At 52.1% G+C, this 16,014-nt stretch carries 14 protein-coding genes; 6 read left to right on the top strand and 8 right to left on the bottom strand.

The window, feature by feature from the left end:
• Positions 1–3: 3 nt before the first annotated feature.
• A complete protein-coding gene (locus DXX3274_RS14775; RefSeq protein WP_042860436.1) occupies positions 4–549 on the bottom strand; it encodes an NADPH-dependent FMN reductase in 546 nt (181 codons plus the stop codon).
• Between the two features lie 263 nt (positions 550–812).
• On the opposite strand from DXX3274_RS14775, the gene DXX3274_RS14770 reads away from it, so the two are divergent.
• Positions 813–1,931 (top strand): hypothetical protein, encoded by a 1,119-nt coding sequence (locus tag DXX3274_RS14770; protein WP_238556045.1) that lies wholly within the window; start codon positions 813–815, stop codon positions 1,929–1,931.
• A 113-nt stretch (positions 1,932–2,044) separates the two neighbouring features.
• Here the strand turns inward: DXX3274_RS14770 and DXX3274_RS14765 are convergent, their stop codons facing one another.
• Both DXX3274_RS14765 and DXX3274_RS14760 read right to left on the bottom strand, forming a co-directional pair.
• Positions 2,045–2,821 (bottom strand): ABC transporter substrate-binding protein, encoded by a 777-nt coding sequence (locus tag DXX3274_RS14765; protein ID WP_038667583.1) that lies wholly within the window; start codon positions 2,819–2,821, stop codon positions 2,045–2,047.
• Between the two features lie 118 nt (positions 2,822–2,939).
• Complete coding sequence (locus tag DXX3274_RS14760; protein ID WP_042860434.1) at positions 2,940–4,115, bottom strand: pyridoxal phosphate-dependent aminotransferase; 1,176 nt, start codon at positions 4,113–4,115, stop codon at positions 2,940–2,942.
• A 357-nt stretch (positions 4,116–4,472) separates the two neighbouring features.
• Here DXX3274_RS14760 and DXX3274_RS14755 point away from each other — a divergent pair, with 357 nt between their 5' ends.
• Positions 4,473–5,369, top strand: a complete 897-nt coding sequence (locus DXX3274_RS14755) for a LysR substrate-binding domain-containing protein (protein WP_042862140.1) — start codon at positions 4,473–4,475, stop codon at positions 5,367–5,369.
• Here the strand turns inward: DXX3274_RS14755 and DXX3274_RS14750 are convergent.
• Complete coding sequence (locus tag DXX3274_RS14750) at positions 5,360–6,376, bottom strand: S66 peptidase family protein (RefSeq protein ID WP_042860433.1); 1,017 nt, start codon at positions 6,374–6,376, stop codon at positions 5,360–5,362. The genes DXX3274_RS14755 and DXX3274_RS14750 overlap by 10 nt on opposite strands.
• A gap of 358 nt (positions 6,377–6,734) precedes the next feature.
• Between DXX3274_RS14750 and DXX3274_RS14745 the strand changes: the two genes are divergently transcribed.
• Positions 6,735–8,336, top strand: coding sequence for a methyl-accepting chemotaxis protein (locus DXX3274_RS14745; protein ID WP_042860432.1), 1,602 nt, complete (start codon positions 6,735–6,737; stop codon positions 8,334–8,336).
• 151 nt (positions 8,337–8,487) lie between these two features.
• On the opposite strand, the gene ggt is transcribed toward DXX3274_RS14745, so the two are convergent.
• Positions 8,488–10,251, bottom strand: coding sequence for a gamma-glutamyltransferase (gene ggt / locus DXX3274_RS14740; protein ID WP_042860431.1), 1,764 nt, complete (start codon positions 10,249–10,251; stop codon positions 8,488–8,490).
• A gap of 365 nt (positions 10,252–10,616) precedes the next feature.
• Entirely contained in the window at positions 10,617–11,864 is a 1,248-nt protein-coding gene (locus DXX3274_RS14735; protein ID WP_042860430.1) for a glycosyltransferase, read from the bottom strand.
• A gap of 1,048 nt (positions 11,865–12,912) precedes the next feature.
• Here DXX3274_RS14735 and DXX3274_RS14730 point away from each other — a divergent pair.
• Genes DXX3274_RS14730 through DXX3274_RS14720 form a run of 3 tightly spaced genes read left to right on the top strand, consistent with a single transcriptional unit; the run spans position 12,913 to position 15,195 of the window.
• Positions 12,913–13,626, top strand: coding sequence for a hypothetical protein (locus tag DXX3274_RS14730; RefSeq protein WP_152495270.1), 714 nt, complete (start codon positions 12,913–12,915; stop codon positions 13,624–13,626).
• Position 13,627: 1 nt separating this feature from the next.
• Positions 13,628–14,173, top strand: coding sequence for an ImmA/IrrE family metallo-endopeptidase (locus DXX3274_RS14725; RefSeq protein WP_042860428.1), 546 nt, complete (start codon positions 13,628–13,630; stop codon positions 14,171–14,173).
• Positions 14,170–15,195: a beta family protein gene (locus DXX3274_RS14720; protein ID WP_042860427.1), complete on the top strand. Its 1,026-nt coding sequence runs from the start codon at positions 14,170–14,172 to the stop codon at positions 15,193–15,195. Before DXX3274_RS14725 ends, DXX3274_RS14720 begins: the two co-directional genes overlap by 4 nt.
• On the opposite strand, the gene DXX3274_RS14715 is transcribed toward DXX3274_RS14720, so the two are convergent.
• Both DXX3274_RS14715 and DXX3274_RS23800 read right to left on the bottom strand, forming a co-directional pair.
• Entirely contained in the window at positions 15,178–15,429 is a 252-nt protein-coding gene (locus tag DXX3274_RS14715) for a hypothetical protein (RefSeq protein ID WP_042860426.1), read from the bottom strand. The two genes, DXX3274_RS14720 and DXX3274_RS14715, sit on opposite strands and share 18 nt — an antisense overlap.
• 130 nt (positions 15,430–15,559) lie before the next feature.
• Entirely contained in the window at positions 15,560–15,799 is a 240-nt protein-coding gene (locus DXX3274_RS23800) for a sce7726 family protein (RefSeq protein WP_152495269.1), read from the bottom strand.
• Positions 15,800–16,014 lie beyond the last annotated feature (215 nt).

Below are 16,014 nucleotides of genomic sequence, written 5' to 3'. Positions count from 1 at the left end.
GGTTTATTTTCCGCGTGCAATCGCATCGGCGAGCGCGTTCATCTGATCGGCGATCAGCGCGGTGATTTTTTCGTCTTTCAGGTTGCCCTGATCGTCAAAACCGCCGGCAAAGGCGTTGGCGAACACTTCCGGTTTATTCAGCGGATGGATATTCAGGTAGATACAGCTCTGTCGCAAGTGGTACTGCGCGCGGGAGGTGCCCATACCGCCGCCCGCACCCATCAGCGCGGCCGGTTTGTCGTTCAGGATGGTGGTGTCCGGCAGGCGGGAGATCCAATCAAGAATGTTTTTCAGCGCCGGTGCCATCGAATAGTTGTATTCCGTACAGGCGAATACGAAGCCGTCCGCCTCGCTGGCCTGACGTGCGATACGCTGCACCGAGGCGGGAACCTCGGTCAGGTCGGCGTTATAGAACGGCACATCCAGCAGGTCGGCGATCTCAAGCGTGACGCCCGCCGGCAGCACGGACTGCGCGGCGCGCAGCAATCCCCGGTTGGCAGAGGCTTTACGCAGGCTGCCGGCAATACCTAACAGTTTGATATGACTCATGGTGTTGTCCTTTTTTGTATGAAAAGAAAATCACCGGGATCACGTCGGCGCACACCGCGTCTCCGTTTGTCCCTGACTCGTCATAGCATAGAGCGTGGGTGGGAAAATGCCATTAGCCCGATGGGTTGAGCTATCGCTGTGCGCCTTTATCCACGATAGATTCAATACCGGTGGGTTAGTGAAAATACATCAGTTCAACTATAGTATCCGCTCCTTTTCTTATCTGTTTACTTAACATGAACTTATTAAAATTGACCTCAAGGATGTTGGTGCTGGGTTTCGTTTGTTTGGTGGGCATCGCTCAGGCAAAACCAGTGGTATATGGCGGCACGTTGGGGACGACGCCGGTGGTGATGGAACTGGATGTTCAGCTGGATGGGCGAGTGGAGAGCCGCTATTTTGTTGCATCGGAACGTGTGACTCACCATATTAACGGCCAGCGCAGCAAGCAGGGGCAGGTGACGCTGAATATTGATGTGGATGCATTGGAGAGTGACGACGAGGCAGACGCAAAGCCGGCGAGCAGCCCAGTCATCACGTTACGTCCTGCCGATAATAATGGCTGGCAGGGCGAGTGGCGTCAGGGGCAGGGTACGCCGCTCACCGTTAAACTGTCACAGATGATGCCGATAGCGACAGCCGGATTGTCGCCCTTTATGCAATCGCTCTACCCGCTCTCGCCTTATGAATATCTGCTGCGTGCAACAGCTGAACCGGCGATGGTCAAACAAGGTGTCGTTAACGGTTATAACGTGGAATGGTGGCAGGAACCGAACACTAAACTGTCGATATTTCAGTTGACCTCGGGCTACCCGGCGGAACGACTCGCTGCCCTAAACGCGGCGCTGCGAGACAGCTTCTGGCGCACGGTTCTGGCCGTTGCGCAGTGTGAGCATTCGGATGACAAGGTAAAAATCAGCCTGCTGTCGGCGAATGTGATCAGCTATGTGATATCTGGCGACAGAAGCTGCGGCGGCGCACACGGTTATATGGACGTGTCGCCTCGGGTGCTGCGTGTCTCCAATGCGAGCGAGTTGAGGCTTTCTGATTTGATGTGGGTCGACGAATCGCCGGTGCCGGATGCCTTCGCTATCCCTGATGACTATTTGCGGGAAACCTTGCCGACATGGCTGGCCGCACAGTTTGCCCGGCTCTACCCGGAACAGACAAAGGCGATGGATGACGAGAGCGAGGATGCCTGTGATTACACGTCGCCAGAAGTGTGGGCGAACGCACCCTGGAGCCTGACGCCCAAAGGCATCTATTTCCAGACAATGACTCCCAATCTGATGTCGCTGTGCAAAGGCTCCGGCTGGGAAATCCTTCCCTGGGACCTGGTCAAACAACACCCCGGTCGGCTGAAGGATTTGCCGTTGCCGTAACAGGTGCTTCCCCGGCTAATCGCCTGTGCCAAAAACAAGGCCCGTCGCCATCTGGCGCGGGCCTTGTCGTTTCTTCGCCGCCGTTCAGGGTGCGGAACGGCGGGAAGCGGCGGTTACTGCACCCGCACGTCGAAACCGGGGAAGTATTTTTTCGCCAGTTTCTCAACGGTGCCATCGTCCTTCACCTGTTTGATGGCTTTATCCAGCTCGGCTTTCAGCGCGGCGTCGCTTTTACGCAGACCAAAACCGATACCGCTGCCCAGAATGGCGGCGTCGTCCACCGCTTTGCCGATAAAGGCGAAACCTTTGCCTTCCGGTTTGTCGAGGAAACCGGACTGACCGGCCGCCGCCATCACCAGCGTACCGTCCAGACGGCCTGCCGCCAGGTCGTCATACGCCAGATTCTGGTCTTTGTAAGAGGTTACGGTGACGCCTTTCGGCTCCCAATGCGCCTTGGCGTACACTTCCTGAATCGATCCCTGCAACACGCCGATATTCTTGCCCTTCAGCGCTTCCGGCGTCGGCGCCAGACCGGTGTCCGGCTTGCCGACCAGTTGGGTCGGAATGCGGTAGATCGGCGCGGTAAAGTCGATCGCTTCCTTACGTTTTTCGGTGATGTTCATCGCGGAGTTGATGGCGTCGAACTTTTTGGCTTGCAATGCCGGAATCAGGGCATCAAACGAGGTTTCAACCCAGGAGCATTTGAAATTGCCTGCTTTACAAATGGCGTTGCCCAGATCGATATCGAATCCTTCCAACTGGCCCTTGGCGTTTTTGCTTTCAAACGGCGGGTATTCCGCTTCCAGCCCAAAACGCAGTTCAGTCTGCGCCAGTGCGACGGAGGAGGACAGTAAACCCAGCGACAACATCAACATGCTTAATTTTTTCATATCGGGAACGATCTCCGGTAAATCAATGAGTAGTCTTTAAACTGCAATCAACATCACACAGTAACAGCCATCAAACACAAATCGAGCGCAACCGCATTTATCGGCATACGGCAGCCGGTTAGCGTCGGCGCTCTGCGGCCTGACACAGGGCTTTCGCGCCGGCCAGCAGCGTCTCGTCATCTTTGGAGAACGACAGACGAATCAGTTTATTGTCGGTGCCGTCGGTGTAAAACGCCGACAGCGGAATGGTCGCCACGCCGTGGTCGACAATCAGTCGTTTGACCATGTCGCTGTCGCTTTCGTCGCTGAAGTGCGCAAAGCTCGCCAGCATGAAGAACGAGCCGGCGGAGGGCAACAGTTCAAACGGTCCGTCCTGTAAGGCATTCGCCAGTAGATCGCGCTTATGCTGATAGAACTGGCCGAGCGACAGGTAGGTCGCCGGGTCCGCCATGTAGTCGGCAAAGGCGTACTGCATCGGCGTGTCGGCGGAGAACATCATAAACTGGTGGATTTTGAGGATCTCATCCATCAGCGCCGCCGGGGCCAGACAGTAACCGACGCGCCAGCCGGTGACATGAAAGGTTTTGCCGAACGATGAGACAATCACGCTGCGCGCCGCCAGTTCGCTGTGGGTCGCCATGCTGTGATGGCGTTGGCCGTCAAACACCACGTGTTCGTAAACTTCGTCAGACAGGATCACGATGTCGGTGTTTCGCGTCAGGCGCGCCAGCTGCGCCAGATCGTCGGCGCTCAGCACCTGACCGCTGGGATTATGCGGCGAGTTGATGATGATCATGCGGGTGCGCGGGGTGATGGCCGCCTGCACTTCGTCCCAGTTGATGGCAAAGCTCGGTACGGCGAGTTTCAGCGCCACCGGCGTTGCGCCCTGTAGCCGGACGATGGGCGCATAGCTGTCGAACGACGGCTCAAAATAGATAACCTCGTCGCCCGGATGCACCAGCGCGGAAATGGCGGAATACAGCCCTTCACTGGCGCTGGCGGTGATGGTGACTTCCTGTCCGGCGTCGTAGTGCTGGCCGTGCAGGCGCTTGACTTTCTCCGCCACCACCTCTTTGAGCGACACCAGCCCGGACATCGACGCGTACTGGTTATGACCCTCGGTCATGGCGCGCGTCACCCCGGCGATCAGCTCGGGAGAGCAGGGAAAGCTGGGCGCGCCCTGAGACAGGTTGATGGCGTTGTGCTGGCTGGATAGCTGACCGATAACGGTAAAAATAGTCGTGCCCACATCCGGTAATTTGGAACTGAATTGCACCGGGGTTTGAATCGGCATGGGGTCTCCGTTGAGTGTCATAGCAGACCCGCACGTGTGCGAACGGTACGATAGAGAAGCCCTGTCTGCTAAAATTTATTGGTTGTACGTGAATAACTATTCATGCATTAGACGTTGCCGCCGGTAGTACTACAATCGAATTGTTGTCATAATAGCCATGAGAAAAACGCATGGCTCGCGGCAACTAGTTATCGCAATAGAGCAATAAGATGTGGTGATGGTAGCCGCTGCTTGCCGTGAAACCGGGGCTGACGATGCCGCTCGCATCGGGAATCGGTACTCAGGCTCGCAGCGTTTTTTCTGCATAGTTATGTAATCAGTTTTCTTATGGCCGCCTGACGGAGAGCGCGTATGACCATCAATAACCGCATCCCGCCGCTGAATGCGTTGCACGCTTTTGTGGTGACCGCCCGTCATCTCAATTTCACCCGGGCGGCGGCGGAGCTGTTTGTCACGCAAGGGGCGGTAAGCCGGCAGATCGCGTCGCTGGAAGCCTGGCTGGGCTTCGCGTTGTTTCAGCGCCATGCCCGTGGTTTACGGTTGACGCCGCAGGGCAGTCAGCTGTTGCCGGAGGTTCGCGAGGTGTTTGATCAACTGTTTCGGGTGACGAACCGGGTGCGCGAAGGGCGTTCAATTCGCATGAAGGCGCCGACCTGCGCCATGCGCTGGCTGGTGGCGCACCTGATGACGCTGGAGCAGCGGCGACCGGATATCCATGTCTCGCTAACGACTACCACCGAACACGGCGTCGATTTCCGTCACGAAGATTTCGATGTGGCGGTGGTGTTCGCGCCGGATGCCGCGCCGCGCCAGCATGACGGCAAGTTGTTCGACGAGGTGTTGTCGCCGGTGCTGGCGCCGCATCTGCTGCCTGTCGGGCAAGCAGCGCTGTCGCCGGAGCAACTGGCGCGTCTGACGCTGTTGCATCCGACCCATGATCAGCGTGACTGGAAGTTGTGGCTGAAAACCCACGGTATCGGCGAGCAGGTGATGCGCCGTAATCAGCAGTTCGACACCATGGATCTCGCCATCAGCGCCGCCATTCAGGGCTTTGGCGTCGCGATGGCGGATGTGACGCTGGTGGCGGAAGATATCCGGCGGCAACGGCTGGTGATGCCGTTTACCGAAACGGTGAAAACCGGCGCGGCTTACTATCTGGCGCACCGGCCTGGGTTGGATGGACATGCGCAGGCGGAATGGCTGACGGATTTTCTCGCCAGCTTTACTGATTGCCTGCCGCCTGGTCAGGACTGACGCAGCCAGGGGGCGTTCAATACGACGCGACCGGCATTAAAATCGACCGTAATACGCACACCGAGCGGCAGGGTCAGCATCGGGTGAGTATGGCAGCAATCAAAATCCGCCAGCACCGGCAGCGGTTGACCGTTAAGCACTTCGCGCAGTACGGTCAGCGAATCACGGCCGGTGCCCTTATCATCGAACTGTTCGTGTTTGCCCAGCATCACCGCCGCGACCCGGTCAAACACGCCGCATAGCTTCAGGTGGGCAAACGCGCGCTCCACGGTGGCGATGTCCTTCAGCGAGTCTTCCAGCAGCAGAATATCGCCGTCTTCAATCGCCGGCATAAACGGACTGCCCCAGATCCCCGCCATAGTATTGAGGTTGCCGCCGATAAGCCGCCCCTGATAAACGCCGCTGCCGTCGAAGCGCCATTGGTTGGGATGGGTGATTTTGGCGCGCGATTGTTGATTCCAGTCCAGCCGCTCGTCGCTCCATCCCGATGGCATGCGATAGGCGTGTTCAGACTGCGCCGCGCCGGTCAGCGCGGCGAAACCGGCAAAGGTGTCGTTCACCAGCGGCGGGAATTCGCCAAACGACGCCACCAGCGCCGGGCCGTAAAAGGTCACGAGTCCGGTGCGGGCATAAATGCCAAGCAAGAGCGCGGTGACGTCGGAATAGCCGATGATGATTTTCGGATCGCGGCGCAGGGCGTCGTAATCAAGATAGGGCAGCAGCGAGTTGCTGTTGCTGCCGCCAATGGTCGACATGACGCAGCGTACGGCAGGGTCGCGAATTAGCGTATTCAGTTCGTCGACGCGCGCGGCGATGCTGCCGGAGCGGTAGTGGTCGGTTTTACCGGTCAGCGCGCCGGCGTGCAGCCGGTAGCCGTGCTGCTCAAGAAAGACTTTTGCCCGCTCAAAGCGTGCCGGGGCAAAGTGCGTCGCGGGCGAGGACGGCGAGAAAAAGCCGATGGTATCGCCCGGGCGCAATGGCGGGGGCAGTAACAGTGCATGGGACATGGCTTCCTTTCTCCAAACGAAGGCGGCAGGGGATAATGCTCCAATCATAAGCGTTTCTTTTTTATCGGCGATCACTATAAAAAATAATTTCCGACACTTTTTTATAAATGGCTGCCGGTGATGGCAGAAATAACGTTTCCCGTGCGGAAAATCGATTTTCGCTATGCAATCCTGCTTGTGAAACGCCATTTCATTCTATTTTATGCGCCGAACGGGAAAATCGCTAACCTTCTGTCATAACACGGTTTTCTATATAGTTCATCGCGGGTTTTTATACGGATATCGACCGACGCCTGCTGGCAGTATTTTCACTTGTGACATAACTACAGACGACACACACCGCACAGGGTTTAAGGCAATGAAGATTTCGACACGATTATGGAGTTTTACCGGGATGCTGTCGCTGGGCATTCTGATCATGGGCGCGATCGGCATGTTTACCGCCGAAAAGGCTAATCAATCGCTGAAGACCGTGTATGAGGATCGCACGGTGGTGCTGGCGCATCTGGAGCAACTGGAATGGCTGGTGCAGCGTAACCGGGTGCTGATCATGGACATGTTGTTGCTGCCGAACGCCAGCAACAAACAGCAGCGTATCGAAGAACTGAGCCAGAATATGGCGCGGATCGAACGGACCTGGACCGACTACCGCGCGACATACCTGACACCGGAAGAGACACAACTGGCGGACCGGTTTGCCGACAGCCTGCAGCGCTACAACCGCGAAGGCGTGCAGCCGACCGATGCGGCGATCCGGGCCGGGCAGATGGAACAGGCGATGCGTCTTTATGATGAGAAGGTCAGCACGCTGGAAAAACAGGGCCATGCACTGCTTAGCCAACTGGTGACGCTGCAGGTTAACGTGGCTAAAGACGAATATACCGGCTCGGTGCAACGTTACCAGTGGCTGAAAGCGCTGGCGATTATGGCGGTATTGGCGGGGATTGCCGGCGCGGTGCTATTTGGCTGGATGATGGTGCGCAGCATTGTTCGCAGTCTGGCGCAGGCGCAGGCGGCGGCCGAAGCGGTAGCGGACGGCGATCTGACTTATCCGATCAACGCCAGCGGGCGTGATGAGATCGCCACCGTGCTCAATGCGCTGTCGCATATGCAGTCGAGCCTGATTCGTATCGTGACGCAGGTTCGGCATGGCGCCGAGTCGGTAGGGGTGGCCAGCGGCGAAATTGCCCACGGCAACCATGATCTGTCCGCGCGTACAGAATCTCAGGCCAGTGCGCTGGAACAGACCGCCGCGTCGATGGAGCAACTTTCCGCCACGGTGAAACAGAACGCCGACAACGCCCGGCAGGCCAACCACCTGGCCCAGACTGCCAGCCAGGTGGCGGAGCAGGGCGGCGAGGTGGTGACGCAGGTGGTGGACACCATGCGGGAAATCAACGACAGCGCCCAGCGCATTGCCGATATCATCGGCGTGATTGACGGCATCGCCTTCCAGACCAATATCCTGGCGCTGAATGCCGCTGTGGAAGCCGCGCGCGCCGGCGAGCAAGGGCGAGGTTTTTCCGTGGTGGCGGGCGAAGTGCGTGCGCTGGCGCAGCGCAGCGCCGAGTCGGCCCGTGAGATCAAAACGCTGATTTCCGCCAGCGTGGGGCGAATCGAAAGCGGCGGCGCACTGGCGGATACTGCCGGGCACACCATGCAAGAAGTGGTCGATAGCATTCGCCGGGTGACCGACATCATGGGCGAGATCAGTGTCGCCAGCGGCGAGCAGAGCAGCGGGGTGTCGCAGGTGGGCGAGGCGGTATCGGGCATGGAACGCACCACCCAACAAAACGCGGCGCTGGTGGAAGAAATGGCCGCCGCCGCGGGCAGCCTTAATAGTCAGGCAGAAGAACTGGTGCAGGCGGTCGGCGTGTTCCGTCTATCGGGCAACGCGCCCGGCGCGCGGCCAGACATCCATGCTGCCGAACACGAACTGTTACTGGGGTATAGCCGGTAAATTCATGCCGGCGGCAGAAAAGGCTCCCCGGTCATTGATTAATGTGATGACCGGGGAGCTCTGCCGGATACCGATGTGAACCGCGTTTGCAACGGCCCACAGGGCCGGACAACCGAGCTCAGTCGGCATCCCCGCGCTCTGCGGGGAGATATCAGTAACCGATGGCGGCGCCGGCCGGACGGCGCGAGTCGTTGGCGCCGTACAGATACCCTTCACGCACCTTACCGGATACCGCCGAGTCGTTGCCGGAGTTGGCGGGGATCACCCCTTCCACGCCGGGCAATCCGACCATAATCAGCTCGGTTGCGCCCCACGGCGTTTGTTCCACCATCTTATAGCCGCGCTCTTTTAACAACGTGAGGGTATCGGCGGACAGGCCGCGCTGTTCGTAATACACCTCATCCGGCAGCCATTGATGATGGATACGCGGCGCGTCCACCGCTTCCTGCGGCAGCATGCCGAAGTCGAGGATATTCAGCGCGCTTTGCAACGTGATACTGATGATGCGCGAGCCGCCCGGCGAACCAAGCACCAGGAAGATCTTGCCGTCTTTGGTCACCAGCGATGGGCTCATCGACGACAGCGGGCGTTTGCCCGGCGCGATGGCGTTGCGCTCGCCCTGTACCAGCCCGTAGAGGTTTTTCTCACCCACTTTGACGGTGAAGTCATCCATCTCGTCGTTCAGGAAGAAGCCGGTGCCGGGAGCGATCACCACCGCGCCGAAGCGGCCGTTCACCGTGTACGTGGTGGAGACGGCGTTGCCCAGGCTGTCGACAATCGAATAATGGGTGGTTTCCGGTTTTTCATGCGGCTCCATGCCGGGCTTCACCTGCTCGGACGGCGTGGCTCGGGTGTCGTCGATTTTTTTGCGGATTTCGGCGGCATAGTCTTTGCTCAGTAGCCGGTCGACCGGGTTTTTGACAAACTCCGGGTCGCCCAGATAGGTGTTGCGGTCCATGTAGGCGTGACGCATGGCCTCCGTCATGACATGGATGGCCTGCGCCGAGTTGAATCCCATGCTCTTCAGGTCATAGCCTTCGAGAATATTCAGCGTTTCACACATCGTGACCCCGCCGGAGCTGGGCGGCGGTGACGAGATGAACCGATAGCCGCGATAACTACAGGTGATCGGCTGGGTTTCGGTTACGCGATAGTTGGCGAAGTCCGCCGCCGTCAGGATGCCGCCGCCTTTTTTGGCTGCGTCCTCGATGATTTGCGGGAGTTTGCCGTGGTAGAACGCGTCCGGCCCTTTATCCGCGATCGCCTGTAGCGTATTGGCCAGATCGGTTTGCACCAGACGGTCGCCCGGTTGCAGCGCCGAGCCGTCCGGACGCAGGAAGATACGTGCTGACTCCGGGTCCTGCTTAAAGCGTTTGACGGTGGTGTCAAGAATGTCGGTGTCGCCGCGGGTCAGAATAAAACCTTCCCGCGCCAGCTTGATAGCCGGCGTCATGACCTGTTCACGGGTCAGCTTGCCGTATTTCTCGCGTGCGGTTTCCAGCCCCAGTACCGTACCGGGAACGCCTGCCGCCAGGTAGCCATACAGGCTGGCGTCTTTTTTAACTTTACCTTCCGCATCCAGATACATATTGGCGGACGCGGCGGCCGGCGCCGTTTCACGGAAGTTGATGAAGGTATCTTTGCCATCCGCCAGATGGATGGTCATGAATCCGCCGCCCCCAATGTTACCGCAGCAAGGGTTGACCACCGCCTGTGCGTAACCGACCGCTACCGCGGCATCAATGGCGTTGCCCCCCATTTTCAGGATATCGACGCCGACCTGCGACGCCAGATATTGCGAGCTGACCACCATACCGTTCTTCGCTTCCACTGCCGGTATGGAAACCGCGTGGACTGCACCGCTGACCAGCAATGCAGTCAGACTTAACGGCAGCAGCCATTTTCCCGATGCCATAAAACCCCCTTGTTGTGTTATTGGCGTTGTTGTTATTGATGTTTTGTCTGTTGTGTTTTTTGACATGCATACCGCATGCCATTGTTCATGTTGGGTAACATGGCGTTATCAGTGTAAACGCTGTGGCATGGCATGCCCGGAAAATCATCAGGAGTGTGATCGAACAAGGGCTTATGCTGTTTTGGCATAGTCTGCGTCTAATGGTTCTATCGCTGCCGGAGCGGCGCGCGACGCTTCATTCCGCGATTCTGCGCCGTACAGGATCACGGTATGAAACAGGGATAATATGGGAGAGGTGGTGTCTGGCTCGCGCCAGACGCGCCACCCGTCAATCGGGAGAAATGACTGTTCGTTTGCCGTAGGCATCAGCCTTGGGCCATGTGTCGGGCGTAGGCCTCACGCACGGTAGCGACGATTTGTTCGCAGACCGTCTGTTCGGAAGGAAACTGTTGACGGGTACGCTGACAGTGCGCCGCAATATCAGGGTCGTTCAACAGGTGTTGCAGTTTATCTCCCAGCTTGTCCATGTCGCTTTCCTGCAGCCACTCGCCGCATTTCATGGCGGTTACCCGGCGGGCGTTATCGAATTGATCAAAGGCGCTGGGAATAACCAATTGGGGGATCCCGGCCGCGAAAGCTTGCGCCATCGTGCCAATGCCGCCGTGATGGATAATGGCGGCGCATCGATGCAGGTATTGGCCCAGATTAATATGACTCTCGGCGCGAACTCCCGTATCGTCCGCCAGCTCATGGTACGGCTTGCCGACGATCAGGCACTGGTAGCCGCGTTGCCGGATTTTTTTCACCAGCGAGATTGCCAGCGGGCGTTTGGTGCTGAGCGCCCAACTGGGCATGAAGATCACCGTGCGTTCACGCGCGATAAATTGGGCCAGGTCATCGTCCTGCTGATTGTCCAGCAGGTTGAACAACGGAAAACCAACCTGACGAACATGGGCCGGCCAGTCTGGCAATGGCGAGGCGAACCATTCCGGAAACAGACACAGCAACGCCGCATCGGTGCGATGCGTCCATGACGTCAGGACACGTTCGATACGCGGCAACCCCAGCCGGATTCTGAACGCATTAATAAAAGACGCCAGTTGGCGATCGGCCAGATATTTCTCGGCGAGATACAAAAACAGACGGCGTAGGCACATCGGTAATCGGCGAACCCACATCAATTGCCGATGGTAGGGCGGATCGTAGCTGGAGATAAATGTCGACGGCGTGACGCGGACCGGAATGACGCAGCATCCACGGGTTTCGCTGAACATTTTGGCGGTGAAGGACCACAGCGAGGTGAGAATGACGGAGGAGCTGTCTACCCAGGGCGCTAGCGCGTCATAGGCCGGTTGCTGCTGCGCATTCATGAAATTGACCATTTCACTAAAGGCGGATTGGTGATGCCACAAGCGTTGCGAATTGACGGCTCGTAAATAATCTTCGCTGGTGCCAACGGAAATAAAATTAAGCCCTCTTTCCTTGGCTGTTTGTTCAAAATAAGGATTGGTACAAAGATAAACATCCAGTCCGGCATTCTTTAATGCTTCACCTATTTTGATGAAGGGATAAACATCCCCGGCCGAGCCAAGCGTGGACAAAAATACCCTCATGATTCCCTCCCTGAATCCAGAAATAACGGGTGCGCTCTTATCCTTGAGCTGTGTTTATTACGGTAATGAATGGTGGTGCGGATTGATGTTTTTTAACCTGTCTCCGTCGTTGCTTTTCTTACCCGATGGGCGGCGGGCGGCGCTGAAGACACTCGCCACGTCAGCGCGACGTCGCGTCGCACCGCGCTTTCGCCATCCGGCTGCAATAATAAACATTGGTTGGGTAGTGTGTTATCGCGAGTATAGGGGAGGCGGTGTACGACTGTACAGGTATTATTTCCTCCGTATGTTTTTAATATCAATCTGGTGTTGGGTCGTTATTTTTATATAGAAATAAAATAGCAAATTGAAAAGTAACACCAATAAATTATCACATTGATTTTTTTATTATGAAAGAGAGAGCAAAACTAATCGGATGACTATTCTCTGATTTCCATCATGCACTATTGTGGAAAGAAACCATGACCCGGCTACATGATGGTTAACCGCCCGATGCGGCGATCCTGATATCGTGACGCCGTTGATTATTGGTCTGTAGTCAACATTGGCCAGTGGGGTTCGCGTTCCACAAAGAAAAACGCCTCGCGATTCTTTCGAATTGCAAGGCGTTGAATTTGGCTCCTCTGACTGGGATCGCCTTTGCCAGTAACTGGCTGATAATTAAGCTATAACGGAAAATCATCTTTGTCAAGACCACCATTATGACCACCTTTTGAATACACCAATGACATAAAACAGTTCCAGCTTCTGCTCAGAAAGAAGACGATGGAAGTTGAGCTCATAATCGCAGCAATGAAGTGTGGTCAGCTACGCCATTTACGCATACTGCAAGTGCTGTTTTCATCCAATAGATGAAGTTTCTATTGCATAAGCTCTCATACCAAAAGGTTACTTGCAAAGGATCCTCAAGAGGCCAACGTAATCATAAATTGGTTAAATTTTATGGTGTTTGAGATAACAATAGTTGCCCTTAGACAGATAAATGCGCATAATGTAATTAAATATTTCTAAGCCAAATGACTAATAAAATCCTACAGTTGAGGGCTATATGAATAACGATACTGGTAACTCTGTAGTACCTCCAGAAGAAAATAAGATGGGTGAGCATGTGCATTGGAAGCCTATGTTATGTGCTACTTTTTTCTCTTCTGCTGTAACCATGTTGGTATGGTTGTTTATTATGCTTTGTTTATTAAAACCAGCTGTAATGCAAAAGTTTGGTTTTGTTTCTAAATACTTCCTTACAAATCCTCATCTCATCACCGAAAACAACCAAAAAGAATTAGTTAACTTTATATCAAATGGAACAGTGTTAAGTCTAAATGATTTATGGACTTTTCAAACAGGGTTGTACCAAACAATTATTGCACTTTTAATAGGTATCAATGCAATACTTGCCACACTTTCATTTTTTATGATTCGTAATTCTACAAGTTCAGTGGCCCGAGAGGAAGCAGTAAAAGAAGTAAAAGTTCATGTGAATAGCCATTCTTTTAATAAAAAGGTAAAAAGAGCAATTCACAAAAAATTTAATGCATCGCAGATGGATTTTAATTACTTAGTGTCAAGGATTGAAGAGTTAATGACAAACTCAGAAGTATTAAACAGTGCTAAAGTTGAAAATGAGGCTACTGTAACTAAACTTGCTGATGAGATAATAATTTTAAATAATAAGCTTGAAATAATAATAAACACTATATCCAGCAATGATCAAGAAGAAATAACCTCAGGAAATAACCTTAGTATTAAAGAGGTATCCTAAAATGGCGTTCATAAGAAAAAAGAAACCAGATGCAAACAAAGTAGAATTAAATGAATTAGGTATTTCTAGCCCTGAAGAGCTTTTATTTTTTGCAGAGCGTAATAACGTTAATTTGAATCCATTGGATGTCTCAAAATTAACTAGCCTCTTAGGTATAATTATGAGACATGAACCAATGAGAGGTGAAGACTCTGGATGTTTAAAGAAAGACAAAAAAACAGGTGAGTGGATAATGACTGTTAATTCTCTGCATCATCCTAATAGGCAGCGATTTACCATTGCGCACGAGCTTGGACATTTTATAAAACATAGCACTCAGTCTGATTTCTTCGAAGATAAAATATTCTTTAGAAACGGCGAAACAAACCTTTTGGAAATTGAAGCAAATAAATTTGCGGCAGAACTACTTATGCCAGAACTTGAATTTCGTAAGTTCGTTAAGGACAATTCAACGTTAGTTTCTGATATTGCTGACTTTTTCCACGTATCATCGATGGCCGTAAGGATAAGAGCTAAACAATTAGGTTTTGAAGGGCACAATTTATGAAAGATTTTATCTATTTTCCAATAGTTAAGACTAGAGACGCAGAGTTGAAGGCTATGTCTTATTTAGATAAGACTACATTTGATTTCATTTTACCTATCTATGAACTTACAAAGTCAAGAAAGTCTAAAATAACACCTGACGGTGATATCCACAAAAAGATGATTGAATTGAAAAGAATTCAAGGGGATAGACCATTTATTTTAGATCTTTGTGCTAATGAGAATTATATAAATCCACAGATAGAAACGCTTCTCTCTCCTGAAAATGGTTATTATGAATGGGTGTATTTTCTTAATACATATAATTATATGAATATCATTCCTATGGTACACATTTACGATGACGATGACTTTCAGGAAGTCGAAAATTTTGTTACTTCTCCTTATTTAAAAGAGAAGTCTCTTGCTGTGCGAATTCCATTTGATGTGGAAGATATAGATAAGTTTATCATGCCGATTACGGATAATCTAATGGGGACGTACCTCTATGTAATTATTGATTTAGGGCAAATGTTATTACCATTAGATGAAATAGAAAGTAAGGTAATTGATAGAATTAACGAAATTAATAAAATTGAATATAAAAAGATCATTACAATTGTAAGTGGGACATCCTTTCCTAAAACTGTTGGACAATTCGGGGAACATGAAGGGGTTTTTGAAATTCTCGAAGAGAAACTATACCTTTCTTTATCATCACAATTTTCTATTAAATATGGTGATTATGCTTCGATAAATATTGAACAAATTGAAATGAAAGGCGGAACTTTTATACCCCGCATCGATATATCATTAAATGATACATTTGTTTATAAAAGATACAGAAGAACGGAAGGAAGCTACCCTTTATGTGCAAAAAAAATGATTGCTGATATTCGCTATACCTCTTTAGCTACTTGGGCAGACTCTGAAATAAAATCAGCGGCAGAAGGAATACCATCAGGAATAAGCCCCTCATTTTGGATAGCGGTAAGGATGAATTATTTTATGACCAAACGTGTTAATTTACGTCAGGGAAAATAATTCAATCGATGGCATTCTATTCAAAGTAGATATGTCATCATGATTTATTTCTTGTCCAACTTCTTTCATAAATGTTTCGAAAGGTATTTCGAGTTTCTTTTTAAGGAATTTACGAGAAATTTCTTTCACTTCCGTTAATCTGTATTTTTCTGAGAACGACTCGCATAATTCATGCTTGGAGGCTTTATTTAGTTTTAATGATTGTTTCATATATGAAATGTCTACAGTACTCATTAGAGATACCTTGGATAGCTTTTTGAAACGGTTAGATCTTCTAATCGGTAGAACTTGGGTGTCATCAACAACAATTATGCCAATATCTCTGCTGATAATTTTACGTACTGCAGATACATTGTTTTTTTCGTCATACTATATAGCATTCATCAAAATACTTTTTATATCCATCAACTTGGTGACTTAACCTTTTCAATGAATCACCAATCCCTTTAATCTCATAAGCACAAGCGATATTTCCATTTAAAGTTATTACATCTACTCGGCGAGATCCAAAATCAAATCTTACCTCTGAACCAATTAATGTTCCGTAGGGACGATCATCAAGTAACCAATTTATTAAATGTACCTTTATTTCAATTTCTTTCATCGGTATCACCAAATCCTCAAACTACCTAATTATCCTATAGCACTGAGTGTATGTACAGTCTTTAAATGAATTTAGATATATTACGTTAAATATTCTTAAGTTTTCTCTGAAGTTCCATTTCACCACTGCGGCCTAAGGGGTGCTACGCCCGGTTATGCAGGGGCAGTTTTTTCTCCTGCGTGATTTTCGTTCCCGTATTCGCTTCCGGTTAATCG

Source organism: Dickeya sp. NCPPB 3274 (assembly GCF_000406205.1).
Classification (GTDB): domain Bacteria; phylum Pseudomonadota; class Gammaproteobacteria; order Enterobacterales; family Enterobacteriaceae; genus Dickeya; species Dickeya fangzhongdai.
Note: the sequence above shows the minus strand (reverse complement) of the source record. Positions and strands in the feature narration are given on the sequence as shown.

What these genes read in the sequence shown, in the direction of transcription:
- DXX3274_RS14775 (WP_042860436.1), bottom strand. Translation starts at nt 549, where the DNA reads ATGAGTCATATCAAACTGTTAGGTATTGCCGGCAGCCTGCGTAAAGCC.
- DXX3274_RS14770 (WP_238556045.1), top strand. Translation starts at nt 813, where the DNA reads ATGTTGGTGCTGGGTTTCGTTTGTTTGGTGGGCATCGCTCAGGCAAAA.
- DXX3274_RS14765 (WP_038667583.1), bottom strand. Translation starts at nt 2,821, where the DNA reads ATGAAAAAATTAAGCATGTTGATGTTGTCGCTGGGTTTACTGTCCTCC.
- DXX3274_RS14760 (WP_042860434.1), bottom strand. Translation starts at nt 4,115, where the DNA reads ATGCCGATTCAAACCCCGGTGCAATTCAGTTCCAAATTACCGGATGTG.
- DXX3274_RS14750 (WP_042860433.1), bottom strand. Translation starts at nt 6,376, where the DNA reads ATGTCCCATGCACTGTTACTGCCCCCGCCATTGCGCCCGGGCGATACC.
- DXX3274_RS14745 (WP_042860432.1), top strand. Translation starts at nt 6,735, where the DNA reads ATGAAGATTTCGACACGATTATGGAGTTTTACCGGGATGCTGTCGCTG.
- ggt (WP_042860431.1), bottom strand. Translation starts at nt 10,251, where the DNA reads ATGGCATCGGGAAAATGGCTGCTGCCGTTAAGTCTGACTGCATTGCTG.
- DXX3274_RS14735 (WP_042860430.1), bottom strand. Translation starts at nt 11,864, where the DNA reads ATGAGGGTATTTTTGTCCACGCTTGGCTCGGCCGGGGATGTTTATCCC.
- DXX3274_RS14730 (WP_152495270.1), top strand. Translation starts at nt 12,913, where the DNA reads ATGAATAACGATACTGGTAACTCTGTAGTACCTCCAGAAGAAAATAAG.
- DXX3274_RS14725 (WP_042860428.1), top strand. Translation starts at nt 13,628, where the DNA reads ATGGCGTTCATAAGAAAAAAGAAACCAGATGCAAACAAAGTAGAATTA.
- DXX3274_RS14720 (WP_042860427.1), top strand. Translation starts at nt 14,170, where the DNA reads ATGAAAGATTTTATCTATTTTCCAATAGTTAAGACTAGAGACGCAGAG.
- DXX3274_RS14715 (WP_042860426.1), bottom strand. Translation starts at nt 15,429, where the DNA reads ATGAGTACTGTAGACATTTCATATATGAAACAATCATTAAAACTAAAT.
- DXX3274_RS23800 (WP_152495269.1), bottom strand. Translation starts at nt 15,799, where the DNA reads ATGAAAGAAATTGAAATAAAGGTACATTTAATAAATTGGTTACTTGAT.